Genomic DNA, 17062 nt, shown 5'->3' on the forward strand with positions numbered 1-17062 from the left:
TTCCATTATTTATTGGGCGTACACGTAAAACTTGGTTGAAAGAACGAAAAGAAAATGAGTAAAAAAAGGTTGGGACAAAATTTTGTCCCAACCTTTTTTTATGCTTCCATAGTACGCTCTAACTGTTGTTGCTCATCCAATTTGCGTAGCTTTTTCATTGCTTTGAAATAAGAATAAAGTAATACGGCAACGGAACCAATCCATGCTAAAGGTGAGGCGGCAGCAGCACCAGGATAGCCCCATAAAGCGGTTAGAAAAATGGCCGCGAATGAACGCATGATAAGTTCCATAATCCCAGCAATTGTCGGAATCTTACTTTGACCAAGACCTTGCAACGTATAGCGTAAAATAAATAAAATTGCTAGTATCCAGTAAAGCGAACCATTGATAGTAAAATAAATTTGTGCTAACTCAAATACACGCGTTTCACTGGCATCTACGAATAGGTGGACAAAAGAGTGACCAAAGATGATCACAACAGCCCCTGCAACGAGACTAAAGCCACCACTCATCAAGAGGCACTGCTTCACCCCTTTTAATATACGGCCATATTCTTTGGCACCATAATTTTGAGCGGTAAATGTCGCCATCGTGATGCCAAACGACATCATTGGTTGTGTGGCGAATTGATCGATTCGACCTGCTGCTGCTTGGGCGGCCACAACATCTGTCCCTAGACTATTAAGAGCTGATTGTAAGATGATTGCTCCAATAGCGATAATTGATGCTTGAAAGGCCATTGGTAACGAAATATTTAAGTGGGTACGAATCTCTTTTTTATCGAAAACAAAATCTTTTTTTCGTAATTGAAGTAGCGGAATTTTTCTTTTGATATAGACCAAACAAAGTAGACTCGATGCGACTTGCGCAATCACTGTTGCAATCCCAGCACCTTCTACTCCCATGCCAAAATGAATAATAAAAACTAAATCTAAAACCACATTGATAATAACAGCGATAATCAGGAAAAAAAGAGGTGTACGACTGTCCCCTAAAGCACGAATGACATTTGATAATAAATTGAAACTCATTGATGCGAAAATCCCCATCAAAATGATTGAAATAAATGATTGGGCTTGATCAATAATTTCTGGAGGAGTTTGCATGAGCTGTAGCATCGGACGGATGAATAAGAGACTAAGAACGGTTAAAACGATTGTAACGACGAGACTAATGATGATGCTAGTAGCAAAACTTTTCTTTAGACCACGATAATCTTGGGCACCAAAACGTTGAGCTGTGATAATTGCTAAACCTGCTGTGAGCCCTTGGGCAAAACCGATAATCAAAAAAGTTAAGCTTCCAGTTGAACCAACAGCGGCTAAAGCATTCTTCCCTAAAGTTTGACCTACAATGATCATGTCGACCATATTGTAAAATTGTTGGAAAATATTCCCAATCAAGAGGGGAATCGTAAAAATAAAAATTAGTTTTGCTGGATTCCCTTTGGTTAATTCACGCATCTGTACAACTCCTATTCGTAACATATTTAGTTAGTAGTATAGAGTTTTTATTGTGGAAATACTATAGAAAATTCGTGAAAATCAAAAAAGCTAAGGCTTGGAATTTTCTCCAAGTTCTCAGCTTTCTTTTTTCATTAAAACCTAAACTATTTTTAGACTAGTATTGTTTAATTTCGCTAGGTAAAAGAATCGTTTCCCTTGTCCCATCATCATAAGCATAAACTTGTGTAGGAAACTGACTAGAATATGCAAATGGCAAATCAATATCCATCTCAACAGAACTTCCTGGTTGAGAAAAGTGCATAGTTACTTTTCCATGATTGTTAACAATATCAAAGGCAAGGATATTGTCTAATGGAATAACTCCCTTGAGGTCTAAGTCAATAATAAACCAGATACTGTCGATCAATTCACCGGGCATACTCGATACAACACCGACAGAGGCATAACGATTGCGTTCGCTGTCAAAACTTTCAAACATCTGTTTAACCTCCTTAGTTTCTTCAATCCTTCTACAAATAGTATAAGACAAATTGAAAAAACTTGCTTTTGTGAGGGTTTATTCTAATAAAGATTAGTTAAAAATGCAACAATAAGTAGTCAATTTGTCTTAAAGGATTCTTTTTTTAATGATTTTTAAAAAAGTAGAGGAGGTCGGACGCGTGACGTCGACCTCCTCTAAAATTTGTGCGTTACTTGAAGTGGTGTTAAAAACAAGCCTAAATTTCACAAAAATATGAAAAATAAATTCTGGGAATGTATTTTTCTTTATTGGAGCTGACTGATTGGCACCACAACCTTTATGCACGGTGTTCCCCAAGCAACTCCTCGAGATAGCTTGAGTCATTCCAAAATATGAAAAGCTATTTTGAGTGACTACTCACCATCTATTCGGAGCTGACCGCTTGGCATCACGACCTTTATTCTTCAGTTGAACCAATTACTTCTGGTTCACTTGCTTCGGCTGTCTCAGTTTCTTCTACTTGTGCTTCGACAACTGCTGCAATTTGTTCTTCACCATCAGTAATCACTGTGTAATCTTTGTTTGCAGGAAGATCAGCAACTGTAATTGAGTCGCCAATGTTCAAATCAGTTACATCGACTTCGATACGTTCTGGTAATTTATCTGGTGTAGCTGAAACAATTACTGTATACAAGTTTTGAGCTAATACACCACCAGATTTAACGCCAGCAGATTCTCCCACAAGAAGAACTTCTGTTTCAACTTCGGTATCTTCTGTCATGTTGACAGATAAAAATTCAACGTGTTCGAAATGATTGTTGAATGTATTGGTTTGAACTTTATGAACTAAAGTGTTCACTTTTTTGCCATCAACGTCCATGGTAATAACTGTATTAGCACCATTTTCACGCAACATTTTGCTGAATGTTTGTCCATCAAATGAAATAGGTGTACTTTCCATTTGGTAGCCATAAACCACTGCAGGGACCTTTCCTTCGTGACGCAATTGATTTCTTAATGAACGGGGACGTACTGCTCTTTTACTTACTTCTAATGATACTGACATAACCTAAATTCCTCCTTAAAATGTGATTGTCTTAGGTCATAAGACAAGTTTTATTTAAGTGAATTTGCATGGCTAATCTCTTGCACATTATTGGGTTGTGCGTTTAAAAAAACGCAAAAAGACAGATGCGTACATCTGTCTAAGGAAAGTTATGATTCAACTTTTCTCCACCAGGTCATTACGCTGTGTATGAGAAATCCGATTCACTTTACCTATTAACCGTAGCGCGAATCAAAAGTTAAGTCAAGGAATAAGGTGTTTGTTCGTTTGCAAGCGACTGATTTCAAGTTATAATGCTCTTTAGTAAGAGAGGAACTGGTATGCGATTAGACAAATTGATTGAGAAAGAATTACAAACAACGAGAAAAGAAATGAAACGCTTGTTTACGATGAAAAAAGTCAAGATAGACGGTGTAATCGAATTTCAAGAAAATCGGAATGTCGATAGTTTATTACATGAAATTGAAGTAGCGGGCGAGAGATTGCAAACAAATGAGGTATATTATCTTTTGAATAAACCAAGTGGTGTGGTGACGGCTGTGAACGATTCAAATAGGGTAACAGTCATCGACTTGATTGCATCTGCAGATCAACAACCAGCACTTTATCCTGTTGGTAGGTTAGATCGAGATACGACAGGGTTATTATTGCTAACAACCAATGGACAGTTGGGGTACGAATTACTTTTGCCTGATAAAAAAGTAGAAAAAACATATCAGGTTACTGTAAATGCTCAATTAGGAGAAGAAGATATTCAAGCTTTTGCTTCAGGAATTATTTTTGCAGATGGGACGAAATGTCAGCCAGCGAGATTAACAATTAGTTATGCTAATTCAAAAGAAAGTCAGGCATTGCTGACGATTCAGGAAGGAAAATTTCATCAAGTGAAGAAAATGTTTTTGGCGCAAGGAAAAAAAGTGAATGCTTTGACCCGAACCTCAATGGGACCTTTAACGTTAGATCAACAATTGGCACCAGGTGCTTACCGCGCACTGACATTGACTGAGCTGCGACAACTGAGTGATTATTTTAACTGAGAGAGGACGAAAATTAAATGAAATATACTACTTTATTATTTGATGTGGATGATACTTTATTGGACTTTCAAAAAACAGAAGAACGTGCACTTAATGAATTATTCGCTGAGCAAGGAATCGCACTGATTCCGGAAGTAAAAACGAGTTATAAAGCATTGAATCATCATTTATGGCAAGAATTTGAAAAGGGAAACATGACAAGAGAAGAAGTAACAGGAAATCGTTTTGGTTTGTTGTTCCAACAATTTGGTCAAACGGTAGATGGCCCTCAAATGGAAGCAAGATATCGTCATTACTTGAATCAAGGTCATGACTTAGTAGAAGGCAGTCGTGAATTGATCCATTCTTTAGCGCAAAAAGCGAATCTTTATATTGTAACGAATGGTGTTTCACAAACACAGTATCAACGTCTAACAGATGCGGAATTATTACCTTACTTCAAAAAAATATTTGTTTCTGAAGATATAGGTGCGCAAAAACCAATGAAAGAATTTTTTGATTACGTGTTTGATCGAATCCCAGAGTTGGATCGAGAAAAAACTGTCATCATTGGTGATTCACTAACTTCAGATATCCAAGGAGGGAATCAAGCGGGCATTGATACGATTTGGTTCAATAAAAATCAATTGCCAGAAAGCGATAAGATTACACCTACTTACCGAATTGATTCATTAGCTGAAATCCATACTATTTTAGAGAATGGAAATGAATAATTTTCAGAAAAATCGTAGCATTTTCATATTTTTCCGCTATAATAGATAGGAATGAAAAATAGGATATGAAAGAGGTTTTAGTTAATGACAAAAAGCAAGCCAATTATCATTGGTGTGACGGGCGGATCAGGAAGCGGAAAAACGAGCGTCAGTCGTGCGATTTTTAGTAATTTCCCAGATCACTCGATCATGATGCTTGAACAAGATTCGTATTATAAAGATCAAAGTCATCTTAGTTTTGAAGAGCGGTTGAACACAAACTATGACCACCCATTTGCTTTTGATAACGACTTACTAATTGAGCATGTCGAAAAATTATTGAACTATGAAGCCATTGAAAAACCCGTTTATGACTATGTAGAGCATACTAGAAGTCAAGTGACGATTGTTGAAGAGCCAAAAGAAGTCATTATTCTTGAAGGAATTTTGATTTTGGAAGATGAACGTTTACGTGAGTTGATGGATATAAAATTATATGTTGATACGGATGACGATATTCGCATCATTCGTCGTATCAAACGAGACATGGAAGAACGAGGCCGTACGTTGGATTCTGTTATTGAACAATATTTAACGGTAGTGAAACCAATGTACCATCAATTTATTGAGCCAACGAAACGATATGCAGATATTATCGTTCCAGAAGGTGGCGAAAATCACGTAGCAATCGATTTGATCAATACAAAAGTGGCTAGCTTCTTAAATCATAATTAGGTACGACTTTTTACTAATAGCAGTTGGCTGAATCAATATTTCCGGTTGAGTTTTGACTAGAAGATTCAGCAGCTGCTTTTTTCTGTGGAACTTTTTCTAAAAACGTAGGTATGAGAAAATTTAAGAGAGATGGAGACTTGCTATGGAAAATTATCGATCAGCAATTCGGCGAATCATTCAGTTTTTACCTATAGTTGGTTTTAGCTTGTTTTTCATACTTGCCATCTATGCGTATCGCCATGGAATTTTTCAATCAACGGATTCGTTACAAGTATTTATTCAACAATTTGGTCAATATGCTGTATTGATTTTTATTTTGTTACAAATTATCCAAGTAATCATTCCTATTCTGCCCGGTGGTATTTCATCTGTTGTCGGCATGTTGATGTTTGGAACGGGATGGGGACTGGTTTATAGCTACATTGGTTTAGTGATTGGTGAAGCACTTGGCTTTTTACTTGTGCGTTACTATGGCGTAAACTTTGTTCAATTGATCCTATCACCAAAAAAATATCAAAAATTTGATCAATTATTGACCACACATACTCAAAACATCCGCCGATTTTTGATTTGGACATTGATTTTACCTTTTGCACCAGATGATCTCGTTTGCTTAGTGGCTGGTCTAACAAAAATGTCTTTTCGTGAATACATACGAATTATTTTGATTCTAAAGCCCTGGTCAGTCGGAGTGTATGGACTTCTGATGCTTTATTTATTTAGAAAAGCACAAGGTTTGTAGCATTTGTTTTTTCATGGAATAATAGCAACAACTTGTACAGAAAGGAAGTCAGTCAATGTTAGAAAAAAAGCGTGTAACAACAGAAGAAGAACTAGACCAGCTTTTACCAATCATTCATGATGTTTGGCAAGAAGCATTTGTTCCGATTATTGGTCAAGCGCAAGTGGACTACATGTTAGCTACTTATCAATCAAAAGAACAAATCCAAAAAGAATTAGGCAATGATGTGTATTATTTTTTATTGATAAAAGATGATCAACCTGTTGGGTACACAGCATATGAAAAATTCGAGTCTAGCATTTACTTAAGCAAATTATATTTATTAGCAAGTGTGCGTGGTCAAGGGCTAACTTCAGCAGTTTTCGATTGGTACGAAAAACTTGCAAAAAAAGAAAAAGTATCCGAAATTTTCTTGCGTGTGAATCAAGATAACCTTCATGCAATTGACGTTTATAAACATCAAGGGTTTCAGTTGGAAGAAGAATTAATCTCAGATATTGGTGAAGGATTCCAAATGGTTGACTATAAAATGAAAAAAGAACTCGCATACCGGTGAAACTTGTGATAAAATAGTCACATGCGACGGGTCGAGAAGGTCTCTGGTTTACAGAGTGCCTAATTGATTTTGGAGGCACGCGATGTTTTTCATCACCTACCGGATGTAGGCAGTGTCGGGTAAGACTTTTGTGGAGAAGGGCTTATCTACTTGTTTATTCAAGTACCAGTTGAGGCACGACAAAATGTCGTGCCTCTTTTTTTTATCAAGATGTTTGGAGTGCGACAAGAGGCTGATAAAATTGGTTTGTCCACTCTTTAATGTTAAACTTAAACTAACTAAAGGTCATGAGAGTTTGTCATTGACCGTCTGAGGAGTTTTGATTATGTTAGACAGACTGAAACAAATTGGTCGTAATTTTACTGAAACCACCCCTTTTGTTTTGAGTAATACGGTGATTTTTATTCCGTATCTTTTATTTTTGAGCTTAAATAATGGTTATGGTTGGGCAACCGTTTTACCATTTACTTTGTTTTATACCTTTCGGATGACAGGGCTATTTTTGATTCGCGGAATACATGCCGGCTTAGACAGCTATACTTTGCTGATGATCTCGCTTTTAGTTGGTGGTGCAGGCTCCCTGTTTGGCTTGTTCGGGTTATTGTCATTTCCTTTGTTCTATCTCTCGGCGATTTGCCTAGGACTTAGTGCTGCTTGGCTAGTCCCTGCAAATGTTACAGTTAACTTCCACGAAAAACAACAGGGATTTATCAATATCAAGGGCAAAAAATATGTTTATGCGTTAATTATGCTAGCGCTTCTATATGAGGTTGTTCGCTTGCCGATGCCTTTGCAATTAGCGGCGACATTAGCTTTTTATACGTTACTTTATGTGATGGCTTATCATACAGTCAAACATTATCCACGGTATGAGTTAGATTTCAAAGATGTACAAAGAAATTTGGTTGAAAAGAAAGAATTGCTTTTATTTTTTGGTTTTTTCATTTCTCTTTTTTTATTGCGAACTGCGCGATTGTTGATGGACACAGCATTATTTGATGTTGCTATTTTCAGTAGTTTATTGTTGTATATTTTGATCACATTTTATTTAAGTCGCAAGAAACAGTCATGGGTGTTACCCAATTGGTTGAATTTATTAACTTTTTTAGATGGTATGATTGGTAATTTTCTGTTTTTATTTGGCACTTTTTATCTAGGGATCACTGCTGGTTTTGACCAATTAGCCACATCTCTTTATTTTCCATATATTACTGGGCTGATTTTGGCAAAGCTAGTTGGACCAGCTTTAATGAAGAAATTACCTGAAAGTCATTCGATTGCTAGTCACTGCTTAGGATTACTTATTTCATTTGGGGTATTCTTTATCCCAAATGCTTTCTCAATTGGAATATTTCTATTAAGCTTTGTTCACACATTGCTTGGTAGCAATTTAAATAAAATGTACGAACAGTTAGATGAAATTTCACCAAATCAACGTTTAATCGTGAAGTATACAACGCAAAATAAAGGGAGTTTGACCCATCAATTTTTCTTGATGGGTGTCCTACTGTTCTCAACGAAGCAGTTGGGGCAACCTATACGGTTTTTATTACGAATGATAGGTACTAGGAAACAGTCCGCTGGAAGCATTCAATTATTAGAACAGGCAAAGTGGCTCAACTTAAGTATGCTGATTCTTCTGACAGTTATTGTTTATTATTTATGGAAGGAAGCGAAAAAGAATGCGACTATTCATTGATGGAGATGGCTCCCCAGTTAAAGATGATGTGATTCAAGTGGCACGATCTTTTGATTTGGAAGTCGTAATTGTAACGAGTGTCGATCACTATACGACGAAGGAGTATCCCGAAAATGTATGCTTTATTTATGTTGATCATGGTGCAGACAGTGCAGATTATAAAATTGTTGGTTTGATCCATGCGGGTGACTTTTTAGTTACACAAGATTATGGCTTGGCTTCTCTAGTATTAGCGAAAGGTGTTCGTGTATTTCATCAAACAGGTAAAGAATTTGATGAAACAAATATTGATACCTTATTAGAACAACGTTATCATAGTAGCAAGTTAAGGAAAGCGGGTTTGCGGACAAAAGGTCCCAAACCGTTTACGCAAAAAGAGCATGAGGCTTTTGTATCTGCGTTAACTAATGCAGTGAAAGAAATTTGTAAATGAAAACATCTTTTTGTACGAAATTTTTAATACTAATTGAATAAAATAAAAAAGATCAGGTTGGAAAATTACTTGGTCTTTTTCTTTTGGTTAGCGTAATGAGGAAAAGTAAAAAATATTTTCAAAGGTGTTTATCGTGAAAAAAATTTGAGAATGATTTTTGTCGCACTTTTTTGCAAATAAGTTGGTCGATTATTTTCATTTTGTGCTAAAATATGGAGGTAAATCACTGAATGATTTGAAAATACAGGAGGACAATCTTTTGAAGATTACTTTACTATATGGTGGACGTAGTGCAGAACACGACGTATCTATTCTTTCGGCGTTTTCTGTTTTAAATGCCATTTATTATGCATATTACCAAGTTCAACTCGTTTTTATTAGCAAAGATGGACAGTGGGTCAAGGGTCCTTTATTAACAGAAAAACCTGATAGCAAAGAATTGCTGCACTTGACATGGGATCCAAGTGGCAAAGTAACAGAAGGATTCACGGGAGAAGTCATTAATCCAGGTGAAATCAAAGAAGAAGGAACAATCGTTTTTCCAGTTCTTCATGGGCCAAATGGAGAAGATGGGACGATTCAAGGATTTTTGGAAACATTGAATCTACCTTACGTTGGTGCAGGTGTACTGACAAGTGCTTGTGCAATGGATAAGATTATGACGAAGTACATTTTACAAGCCGCTGGTGTACCACAAGTTCCTTATGTACCCGTATTAAAAAATCAATGGAAAGAAAATCCGAAAAAGATTTTTGATCAATGTGAAGGTTCCCTATTGTATCCAATGTTCGTCAAACCAGCAAATATGGGTTCCAGTGTTGGAATTACTAAAGCTGAAAACCGCGAAGAGCTTCAAAATGCGTTGGAGACTGCTTATCAATTTGATTCTCGTGCAATCGTAGAACAAGGAATTGAAGCGCGTGAAATCGAAGTAGCTGTTTTGGGTAACGAAGACGTGCGAACAACGCTACCAGGAGAAATTGTGAAAGATGTTGCTTTTTATGACTATGATGCAAAATACATTGACAATAAAATAGAAATGAAAATTCCTGCTGAAGTACCTGAAGAAGTACATCAAAAAGCGCAAGAATATGCAAAATTGGCTTATACAATGCTTGGTGGCAGTGGGTTAAGCCGTTGTGACTTCTTCTTGACAAGTAAAAATGAGTTGTTCTTAAATGAGTTAAACTCAATGCCAGGATTCACTGAATTCAGTATGTATCCTTTATTATGGGAAAACATGGGATTAAAATACGGAGATTTGATCGAGGAATTGATTCAACTGGGAATGAACCGTTTTGAACAGCGACAAGGATTTTTTGAGGCACACGAATAAAAAAGAAGGGGTGTGACAGTTACTGTCGCAACCCCTTTTTATGAATAGACAGGCGTTTTAGAAAAGAGAACTTTTTTATGAAACGACCTTTTTGAGGAGAGAAAATACATGAAGGTAACGAGTCAAGAAATCGCAGAAGCTCTTTCTAGTCAGTGCGAGAAGATCGTTGAAGTCACAAATGTTGAATTTGATAGTCGTAAAGTCACAGAAGGTAGTTTGTTCGTGCCACTTGCGGGTGCACGTGATGGCCATGAATTTATTCAACAAGCCATTGAAAATGGAGCAGTAGCTACTTTTTGGAGTTGGAATATGGCTCAAGCACCTACAGAAATTGCAGTGATTCCAGTCAAAGACACATTGAAGGCAATGCAAGAACTTTCAACATACTATTTAGCAAAAGTTGGTGCAGAAGTTATTGCAGTTACAGGGAGCAACGGAAAAACAACAACGAAAGACTTGACTGCTTCTGTTTTAGCTCAACGATACCGGACGTATAAAACACAAGGGAACTATAACAATAACATTGGCTTACCCTATACTATTTTGCATATGCCTGAAGAAACAGAAAAATTAGTTTTAGAAATGGGTATGGATCATGCGAATGAAATCACGGAGTTATCTCAAATGGCACAGCCAAAAGTTGCTGCAATCACTATGATTGGGGAAGCCCATATTGAAAATCTTGGTTCGCGTGAAGGAATTGCAAAAGCAAAAATGGAAATCGTTGATGGCTTGGCAAAAAATGGTTTGTTCATTATTCCAGCGAATGAGCCATTATTGCAACCACTAATTAAGAATCTACCACAGAAAGTAACAACATTTGGGCTTTCGGAAGGCGACATACAAGGAGAGGTAACAAAGGAAGAAAAAACAGCTACGACATTTAAAGTAGCGGACGAATCATTCACGATACCACTACCAGGGAGTTATAATGTAACGAATGCGTTGATTGCTTACACGATCGGTCGTTTCTTTGATCTATCAATTGAAGAAATTCGCCAAGGTTTGGCGACAGTTGCAATCACGCAAAATCGAACGGAATGGTTAACAGCTGGAAATGGTGCAGCGATTTTGAGCGATGTTTATAATGCAAATCCAACAGCGATGGGATTAGTTTTAGAAACTTTCCAAAACTTACCAACTAATGGACACCGTTTCGCAGTTCTTGCTGATATGCTAGAACTTGGTCCTGACTCGCCAACAATGCACGCCCAAATGAATGAACATATTGACCCTGATAAATTTGCAGGAATCTTTTTATATGGTAGTCAAATGAAACATTTACGTGATGCACTGCAAGCAAGTAGTGAACTACCTGTTTTTTATTTTGAAAAAGATAAGCAAGCTTTGATTCAAGAAATTGAAACGCAATTGGAAGCAGAAGACAGTATTGTTTTAAAAGGAAGTAATGGAATGGGCTTGTATGAAGTGGTCGAAAGATTACAAAAGTTCAATTAAATTTATGGTTACAGCATGGGTACGAGAAATCGTACTCTTTTTTGTTTAAATTTTTATTGCTTTTCGATGTATCTATATTGCTTAACGATATATAGAAGACGATACTATTTTTATCTTAAAAATAGAGAGGTTTGTATTTATGAAGGCAAAAACAACTTTTTTAAAATTTATTTTAGCTGGCTTAGTAGCATTTATTTTGTTTCTCAGCTTTTTACTAACGATGGGACTGCTGTTTTCAATCAATGAGCGCTCAGTTTTTCCACAGCAAATACTTGCTAGCATTTCACTTTATTTGTCAGCGATTGCTTCACTTTTAATCATTTATTATATGTATCGCATGCTAGGTTTGGTCGATAGCAACACTGCATTTTCAGCGATGAGTCTGGTATATGTCCATACAATTTTTCGTTTAGCACTTATAGAATTCATTGTGCTCACGGGAACATTGCCTTTTGCTTATTTTATTGCAGATAATGATGATGCTCCAGGTGTAATGATCATTGGTTTGGGCATGTTGTTCATTCCTTTGGCAGTAGCTACTTTCGTTTCGATTATCGAAAAGCTTCTTAAAAATGCAATTGAGTTGAAGTTAGATAGTGAGTTAACTATCTAGTAGGTAGAGAGAATGCTAAATTTCTTAACTAAACTGAAGAGGTGAATAAAGATGATAAAAGTGAATCTTGATATCATGTTAGTCAAACGAAATATGAGTGTTACAGAATTGGCTGAGCAAGTAGGAATCACCCAAGCAAACATGTCCATTTTAAAAACAGGTAAAGCCAAAGCAATTCGTTTTTCAACACTTGAAAAAATTTGTCAGGTATTATCGTGCCAACCCGCTGATTTATTGGAATATGTTGATGAAACGTCATAGAAAGATTGCTTTCCAATAAAAAAGCTTCTAGAAAAGTCTAGAAGCCTGAAAGATAACCAAATTGGTTCAATAAAAAAATAATTAACGCAGCTAAATTACCTAGAAAAGATAAAATAATCAGTGCAAAAGGAATCTTCCAGATCGTATACCAGCCACCATCGTAACTTGGGCGAGAACGCTTGCCTTTGTAACTAAGCAAAGAAATCAAAGTTAATCCGAAAAGAAACAGTTGAATAAAAATTGCTAATGGTAAGGGATAAGTTTGATTGACAATAGCAAAGTAATTGAAAAATGTACCAATACCTGTCAGTAGTGCAAGAAGTAGCATAAATGAGATCTCCTTTCAGTTTTCATGAATTATAGCAAAGAAAAAAGGAAAGAAGTTCATTTATTTTATGTTAGCTAAATTCGTTTTGTAAAAAAGAATTTTCTTGATTGAAATAAAAACTGGAAACTTGCAGAAAACAAGATATTATGGTAGAATAACCTATTGCCGAAAGATGAAGATAAATTGGACTGACTTTGAATGTCGTTGCATCCAGAGATCAGATGTCATAACAATGATAAAGCTGAACGTGACCCGTTTGGCTTTTCTAATGCCTAACTAAACTTCGCAAAGTGATTTTTCGGTGGTGTCACAGCGGCTCTGCGCGTAAATAGTTATAGTGGCCACTGTCAAAAAGAGAACGACTTCACTTTGACCGAACAAATCGACGGGGTAGCAAAAAAGAAGCTACATCCTCAGTTAACAACCATATTAGGAGGATTCATTTGAAATTTAAAGAATTAGAATTATCACCAGAATTATTGAAATCAGTTGAACGTGCTGGTTTTGAAGAAGCAACACCGATCCAATCGGAAACAATTCCTTTAGCATTAGCTGGGAAAGACGTTATTGGTCAAGCACAAACAGGTACTGGTAAAACAGCTGCCTTTGGACTACCAATGCTAGAAAAAATCGACCCTCAACGCCATGAATTACAAGGTTTAGTTATTTCACCAACACGTGAGTTAGCTATCCAAACACAAGAAGAACTTTATCGTTTAGGTCGCGATAAAAAAATTCGTGTACAAGCTGTTTACGGCGGAGCAGATATCGGCCGTCAAATCCGTGGCTTAAAAGATCGCCCACATATCGTTGTTGGAACACCAGGACGTATGTTAGATCATATCAACCGTCACACATTGAAATTAGGAACTGTTCAAACATTAGTTTTAGATGAAGCAGATGAAATGTTAAATATGGGCTTCTTGGAAGATATTGAAAAAATCATTTCAACTGTTCCAGAAGAACGCCAAACATTATTATTCTCTGCAACAATGCCACCAGCAATCAAAAACATTGGTGTCAAATTCATGAAAAATCCAACACACGTAAAAATCAAAGCAAAAGAAATGACAGCTGATTTGATTGATCAATATTATGTACGTGCCAAAGAATATGAAAAATTTGATATCATGACTCGTTTATTTGATGTTCAAAAACCTGAATTAACGATTGTGTTTGGTCGTACAAAACGCCGTGTAGATGAATTAGCTCGTGGATTAGAAGCACGTGGCTATCGCGCAGAAGGAATTCACGGTGATTTATCACAACAAAAACGTATGAGCGTGTTACGTTCATTCAAGAGTGGTCATTTAGATATTTTAGTGGCAACTGACGTAGCTGCCCGTGGATTAGATATCTCTGGTGTTACACATGTGTACAACTACGATATCCCTCAAGATCCAGAAAGTTATGTTCACCGTATTGGACGTACAGGACGCGCAGGTAAAGGCGGAATGTCAGTTACTTTCGTTACCCCAAACGAAATGGGTTACTTACATGTAATTGAAAACTTAACGAAAAAACGTATGACTGCTTTGCGTCCACCAACTGAAAAAGAAGCATTTAAAGGCCAATTAGGCGCAGCTTTTGATGAAGTTGAAGCAAAACTTGAAGAAAATGGCTTGGATAAATACTTACAACCAGCAGATAAGTTGTTAGAAAAATATTCAGCACAAGATTTAGCAGCATTATTATTAAAAACTGTTGCAAAAGATCCTTCAGATGCTATTCCAGTAAAAATCACACCAGAACGACCATTACCATCTCAGAAAAAAGGATTCAACAAAAATGGTAAACGTGGTGGCGGCAATAATCGTAATCGTCGAGGCGAAGGCGGAAATTACCGTGGAAATAAATCTAAAGGCGGATATAACAAAAATAACGGAAATCACAAAGACGGTGGCCGTCGTCAAAATGATAAAAAACGTGGATTTGTCATCCGTTCAAACAACGATTAAAAAAACAAATGAAAGCTTCTCTTATCTTAAGAGAAGCTTTCATTTTTGTTATATATATACTTAATTGTGGCAAAATGACAGGAATTTGGTAGAATGAGATTGTTCTAAATTTGATGAAGAGAGAAGATAGATGATAAAAGGGATTGGAATCGACGCAGTTGAACTACCCAGGATTGCTAAAATTATTCAAGAAAAAACAAATTTTATTGATCGTGTACTGACAGTCAATGAGATTGAATTGTTTCGTGCATTACCTTTTCATCGCCAAGTAGAATTTTTAGGTGGGCGTTATGCATGTAAAGAAGCTTTTTCAAAAGCTTGGGGTACAGGAATCGGTAAAGTAACGTTTCAAGAAATTGAAATTTTAAAAGATGTGCTAGGCCAGCCAATCGTCACACAGTCACCACATCAAGGAACTGTTTGGGTAAGTATTACACACACAGATGAATTGGCATTTGCACAAATTATTTTGGAAGAATAGAAAGAAGGAAAGAAAATGGTTGTCGCTTGGAATCGTCCGACAAAAGCAATTATACATACACAAGCTATTACAGAAAACGTGGCAAATGAATTGGCTAGACTTCCAAAGGGGAAAGAATTATTTGCAGTTGTAAAAGCAAATGGTTATGGACATGGTGCGATTGAAACGGCACATGCAGCGATTGCAGGAGGTGCTACAGGTTTTTGCGTAGCTAACTTAGATGAAGGGATAGAATTAAGAGGAGCTGGATTCACCCAACCAATTCTAGTCTTGAATATGATTCCTTTTTCAGCAATCGAATTAGCTATTAATAATGATTTAGCAGTAACAGTGGGTACAAAAGAATGGCTGGACGATGCAAAAGAGTATTTTTCAGAACATGCGATCGAAGGACAGTTGAAACTTCATTTAAAAGCAGATACGGGAATGGGGCGTATTGGCTTTTTAACACCGAAGGAAGTCAGAGAAGCAGTTGAATTTGTTCAGAAGACACCCTATTTCGAGTGGGAAGGACTATTTACCCATTTCTCTACTGCTGACCAAGAAGATGCTACTTATTGGAATTTACAAAAAAATCGTTTTTTAGCTGTCCTTGAAGAATTACCAGAGCTACCTCGCTATGTGCATGTCAGTAACAGTGCGACAGCTTTGTGGCACGATGAATCGATTGGAAACATGATTCGCTACGGAATTGCGATGTATGGATTGAATCCATCTGGGCATGCGTTACCAGAAGTTTATCCATTACAACCAGCACTTGAGCTTGTTTCTGAATTGATTCAAGTGAAAGAATTAGCTGCTAATGAAGGAATTGGTTATGGTGAAACCTACATCACACCAAAACCTGAATGGATTGGAACAGTACCCATTGGTTACGCAGATGGTTGGTTAAGAAAGATGCAAGGATTTTCTTTATTAGTTGATGGGAAATTTTGTGAAACAGTTGGGCGAGTTTGTATGGATCAATTGATGGTTCGCTTACCTTATAAATTACCTGTAGGAACAACTGTGACTCTGATTGGAAAAAATCAAGATCAGGTGATTGCTATGCAAGATGTAGCGGATCAATTAGAAACAATCCATTATGAAGTAGCTTGTACACTAGGAACACGGATACCAAGAGAATATCAAAAATAAGGAGGGTCCTATGGTAAAAAGAGGAGATATTTACTTTGCTGATCTTTCTCCAGTCGTGGGATCAGAACAAGGCGGAACGCGTCCTGTGCTGATTATTCAAAATAATTTAGGAAACCATTTTAGTCCAACGGTAATCGTAGCAGCAATTACTGCAAAAATGGCGAAACCTAAATTGCCCACACATATAGGGATCAAAGCAACGGGAACGGGTATAGACCGAGACTCCGTCATTTTATTAGAACAAATTCGAACTATTGATAAATCAAGATTGAAAGAAAAAGTGTGTCACTTAGATCGGGAAATTATGCAAGATGTCGATCGTGCACTAAAAATCAGTGTTGGTGTGGAGGCAATTGCTCCAGTATCAAATTAACGATGATGTGACTTGCCTGAATGAAATTTAGTCGATATGTAGCAGCTCTGACTAACTTGATAAATTATATTTACATAGAGAAAAGCAGTGTTCGCAAACAATTGTGATATGAAGGCAAAAAAAAGGAAGACTCAAACGAAATTTCGTTTGAGTCTTCCTTTTTTATCTCTTAGCGACTTTAGTCATTTTTCTTTGTAAAGGATGCAAAACAATCCGTTAATTGTTTGAGTA

The 17062-nt window shown here is 36.7% G+C and carries 19 protein-coding genes; 15 read left to right on the forward strand and 4 right to left on the reverse strand.

Annotated elements, in window-relative coordinates; translation table 11 throughout:
* Window positions 1-98 precede the first annotated feature (98 nt).
* The 3 genes from DOK81_RS01320 to DOK81_RS01330 all read right to left on the reverse strand — a co-directional run bounded on the left by DOK81_RS01320 (window position 99) and on the right by DOK81_RS01330 (window position 2992).
* Window positions 99-1463, reverse strand: a complete 1365-nt coding sequence (locus tag DOK81_RS01320) for an MATE family efflux transporter (protein WP_206907374.1) — start codon at window positions 1461-1463, stop codon at window positions 99-101.
* Window positions 1464-1620: 157 nt separating this feature from the next.
* Window positions 1621-1944: a DUF960 domain-containing protein gene (locus DOK81_RS01325; RefSeq protein WP_067483392.1), complete on the reverse strand. Its 324-nt coding sequence runs from the start codon at window positions 1942-1944 to the stop codon at window positions 1621-1623.
* 439 nt (window positions 1945-2383) lie between these two features.
* Window positions 2384-2992 (reverse strand): 50S ribosomal protein L25/general stress protein Ctc, encoded by a 609-nt coding sequence (locus DOK81_RS01330; RefSeq protein ID WP_206907377.1) that lies wholly within the window; start codon window positions 2990-2992, stop codon window positions 2384-2386.
* 320 nt (window positions 2993-3312) lie between these two features.
* Between DOK81_RS01330 and DOK81_RS01335 the strand changes: the two genes are divergently transcribed.
* The 11 genes from DOK81_RS01335 (at window position 3313) to DOK81_RS01385 (ending at window position 12554) form a co-directional block, all read left to right on the forward strand.
* Window positions 3313-4029: a 16S rRNA pseudouridine(516) synthase gene (locus DOK81_RS01335; RefSeq protein WP_206907378.1), complete on the forward strand. Its 717-nt coding sequence runs from the start codon at window positions 3313-3315 to the stop codon at window positions 4027-4029.
* A gap of 17 nt (window positions 4030-4046) precedes the next feature.
* Window positions 4047-4742 carry a YjjG family noncanonical pyrimidine nucleotidase gene (locus DOK81_RS01340; RefSeq protein WP_206907380.1) on the forward strand — a complete coding sequence of 232 codons (696 nt, stop codon included), beginning with the start codon at window positions 4047-4049 and terminating at the stop codon, window positions 4740-4742.
* 84 nt (window positions 4743-4826) lie between these two features.
* Complete coding sequence (gene udk / locus DOK81_RS01345; RefSeq protein WP_067483384.1) at window positions 4827-5456, forward strand: uridine kinase; 630 nt, start codon at window positions 4827-4829, stop codon at window positions 5454-5456.
* A 142-nt stretch (window positions 5457-5598) separates the two neighbouring features.
* Entirely contained in the window at window positions 5599-6198 is a 600-nt protein-coding gene (locus DOK81_RS01350; RefSeq protein WP_206907383.1) for a VTT domain-containing protein, read from the forward strand.
* Window positions 6199-6253: 55 nt separating this feature from the next.
* Entirely contained in the window at window positions 6254-6754 is a 501-nt protein-coding gene (locus DOK81_RS01355; RefSeq protein WP_206907384.1) for a GNAT family N-acetyltransferase, read from the forward strand.
* Window positions 6755-7079: 325 nt separating this feature from the next.
* Window positions 7080-8453, forward strand: a complete 1374-nt coding sequence (locus DOK81_RS01360) for a hypothetical protein (RefSeq protein ID WP_206907386.1) — start codon at window positions 7080-7082, stop codon at window positions 8451-8453.
* The gene (locus DOK81_RS01365; protein ID WP_206907387.1) at window positions 8437-8886 is read left to right on the forward strand and encodes a YaiI/YqxD family protein; all 450 of its coding nucleotides are present in this window, start codon (window positions 8437-8439) and stop codon (window positions 8884-8886) included. Before DOK81_RS01360 ends, DOK81_RS01365 begins: the two co-directional genes overlap by 17 nt.
* A 259-nt stretch (window positions 8887-9145) precedes the next feature.
* On the forward strand, window positions 9146-10222 hold the full coding sequence (locus DOK81_RS01370; RefSeq protein ID WP_206907389.1) for a D-alanine--D-alanine ligase: 1077 nt from the start codon (window positions 9146-9148) through the stop codon (window positions 10220-10222).
* Window positions 10223-10330: 108 nt separating this feature from the next.
* On the forward strand, window positions 10331-11680 hold the full coding sequence (murF, locus tag DOK81_RS01375; protein ID WP_206907392.1) for a UDP-N-acetylmuramoyl-tripeptide--D-alanyl-D-alanine ligase: 1350 nt from the start codon (window positions 10331-10333) through the stop codon (window positions 11678-11680).
* 139 nt (window positions 11681-11819) lie between these two features.
* Complete coding sequence (locus DOK81_RS01380; RefSeq protein WP_206907393.1) at window positions 11820-12293, forward strand: DUF2975 domain-containing protein; 474 nt, start codon at window positions 11820-11822, stop codon at window positions 12291-12293.
* 51 nt (window positions 12294-12344) lie between these two features.
* Window positions 12345-12554 (forward strand): helix-turn-helix transcriptional regulator, encoded by a 210-nt coding sequence (locus tag DOK81_RS01385; protein ID WP_206907395.1) that lies wholly within the window; start codon window positions 12345-12347, stop codon window positions 12552-12554.
* Between the two features lie 37 nt (window positions 12555-12591).
* On the opposite strand, the gene DOK81_RS01390 is transcribed toward DOK81_RS01385, so the two are convergent.
* Window positions 12592-12882 (reverse strand): hypothetical protein, encoded by a 291-nt coding sequence (locus DOK81_RS01390; protein ID WP_206907397.1) that lies wholly within the window; start codon window positions 12880-12882, stop codon window positions 12592-12594.
* 443 nt (window positions 12883-13325) lie between these two features.
* Here DOK81_RS01390 and DOK81_RS01395 point away from each other — a divergent pair, with 443 nt between their 5' ends.
* The 4 genes from DOK81_RS01395 (at window position 13326) to DOK81_RS01410 (ending at window position 16831) form a co-directional block, all read left to right on the forward strand.
* Complete coding sequence (locus tag DOK81_RS01395) at window positions 13326-14840, forward strand: DEAD/DEAH box helicase (protein WP_206907399.1); 1515 nt, start codon at window positions 13326-13328, stop codon at window positions 14838-14840.
* A 130-nt stretch (window positions 14841-14970) separates the two neighbouring features.
* Entirely contained in the window at window positions 14971-15321 is a 351-nt protein-coding gene (acpS, locus tag DOK81_RS01400; protein ID WP_206907401.1) for a holo-ACP synthase, read from the forward strand.
* A 15-nt stretch (window positions 15322-15336) separates the two neighbouring features.
* A complete protein-coding gene (gene alr / locus DOK81_RS01405; RefSeq protein ID WP_206907403.1) occupies window positions 15337-16458 on the forward strand; it encodes an alanine racemase in 1122 nt (373 codons plus the stop codon).
* 10 nt (window positions 16459-16468) lie between these two features.
* Window positions 16469-16831: a type II toxin-antitoxin system PemK/MazF family toxin gene (locus tag DOK81_RS01410; protein WP_206907405.1), complete on the forward strand. Its 363-nt coding sequence runs from the start codon at window positions 16469-16471 to the stop codon at window positions 16829-16831.
* The last annotated feature ends 231 nt before the right edge of the window (window positions 16832-17062 follow it).

It is taken from the genome of Enterococcus sp. DIV0660C (genome assembly GCF_017316125.1).
In the GTDB taxonomy this organism is placed as follows: domain Bacteria; phylum Bacillota; class Bacilli; order Lactobacillales; family Enterococcaceae; genus Enterococcus_B.

Coding starts and splice junctions, on each gene's coding strand:
- DOK81_RS01390 (WP_206907397.1), bottom strand. CDS start 12,882: ATGCTACTTCTTGCACTACTGACAGGTATTGGTACATTTTTCAATTAC.
- DOK81_RS01340 (WP_206907380.1), top strand. CDS start 4,047: ATGAAATATACTACTTTATTATTTGATGTGGATGATACTTTATTGGAC.
- DOK81_RS01380 (WP_206907393.1), top strand. CDS start 11,820: ATGAAGGCAAAAACAACTTTTTTAAAATTTATTTTAGCTGGCTTAGTA.
- alr (WP_206907403.1), top strand. CDS start 15,337: ATGGTTGTCGCTTGGAATCGTCCGACAAAAGCAATTATACATACACAA.
- DOK81_RS01350 (WP_206907383.1), top strand. CDS start 5,599: ATGGAAAATTATCGATCAGCAATTCGGCGAATCATTCAGTTTTTACCT.
- DOK81_RS01330 (WP_206907377.1), bottom strand. CDS start 2,992: ATGTCAGTATCATTAGAAGTAAGTAAAAGAGCAGTACGTCCCCGTTCA.
- DOK81_RS01365 (WP_206907387.1), top strand. CDS start 8,437: ATGCGACTATTCATTGATGGAGATGGCTCCCCAGTTAAAGATGATGTG.
- DOK81_RS01385 (WP_206907395.1), top strand. CDS start 12,345: ATGATAAAAGTGAATCTTGATATCATGTTAGTCAAACGAAATATGAGT.
- DOK81_RS01355 (WP_206907384.1), top strand. CDS start 6,254: ATGTTAGAAAAAAAGCGTGTAACAACAGAAGAAGAACTAGACCAGCTT.
- DOK81_RS01320 (WP_206907374.1), bottom strand. CDS start 1,463: ATGCGTGAATTAACCAAAGGGAATCCAGCAAAACTAATTTTTATTTTT.
- DOK81_RS01335 (WP_206907378.1), top strand. CDS start 3,313: ATGCGATTAGACAAATTGATTGAGAAAGAATTACAAACAACGAGAAAA.
- DOK81_RS01410 (WP_206907405.1), top strand. CDS start 16,469: ATGGTAAAAAGAGGAGATATTTACTTTGCTGATCTTTCTCCAGTCGTG.
- udk (WP_067483384.1), top strand. CDS start 4,827: ATGACAAAAAGCAAGCCAATTATCATTGGTGTGACGGGCGGATCAGGA.
- acpS (WP_206907401.1), top strand. CDS start 14,971: ATGATAAAAGGGATTGGAATCGACGCAGTTGAACTACCCAGGATTGCT.
- DOK81_RS01325 (WP_067483392.1), bottom strand. CDS start 1,944: ATGTTTGAAAGTTTTGACAGCGAACGCAATCGTTATGCCTCTGTCGGT.
- murF (WP_206907392.1), top strand. CDS start 10,331: ATGAAGGTAACGAGTCAAGAAATCGCAGAAGCTCTTTCTAGTCAGTGC.
- DOK81_RS01360 (WP_206907386.1), top strand. CDS start 7,080: ATGTTAGACAGACTGAAACAAATTGGTCGTAATTTTACTGAAACCACC.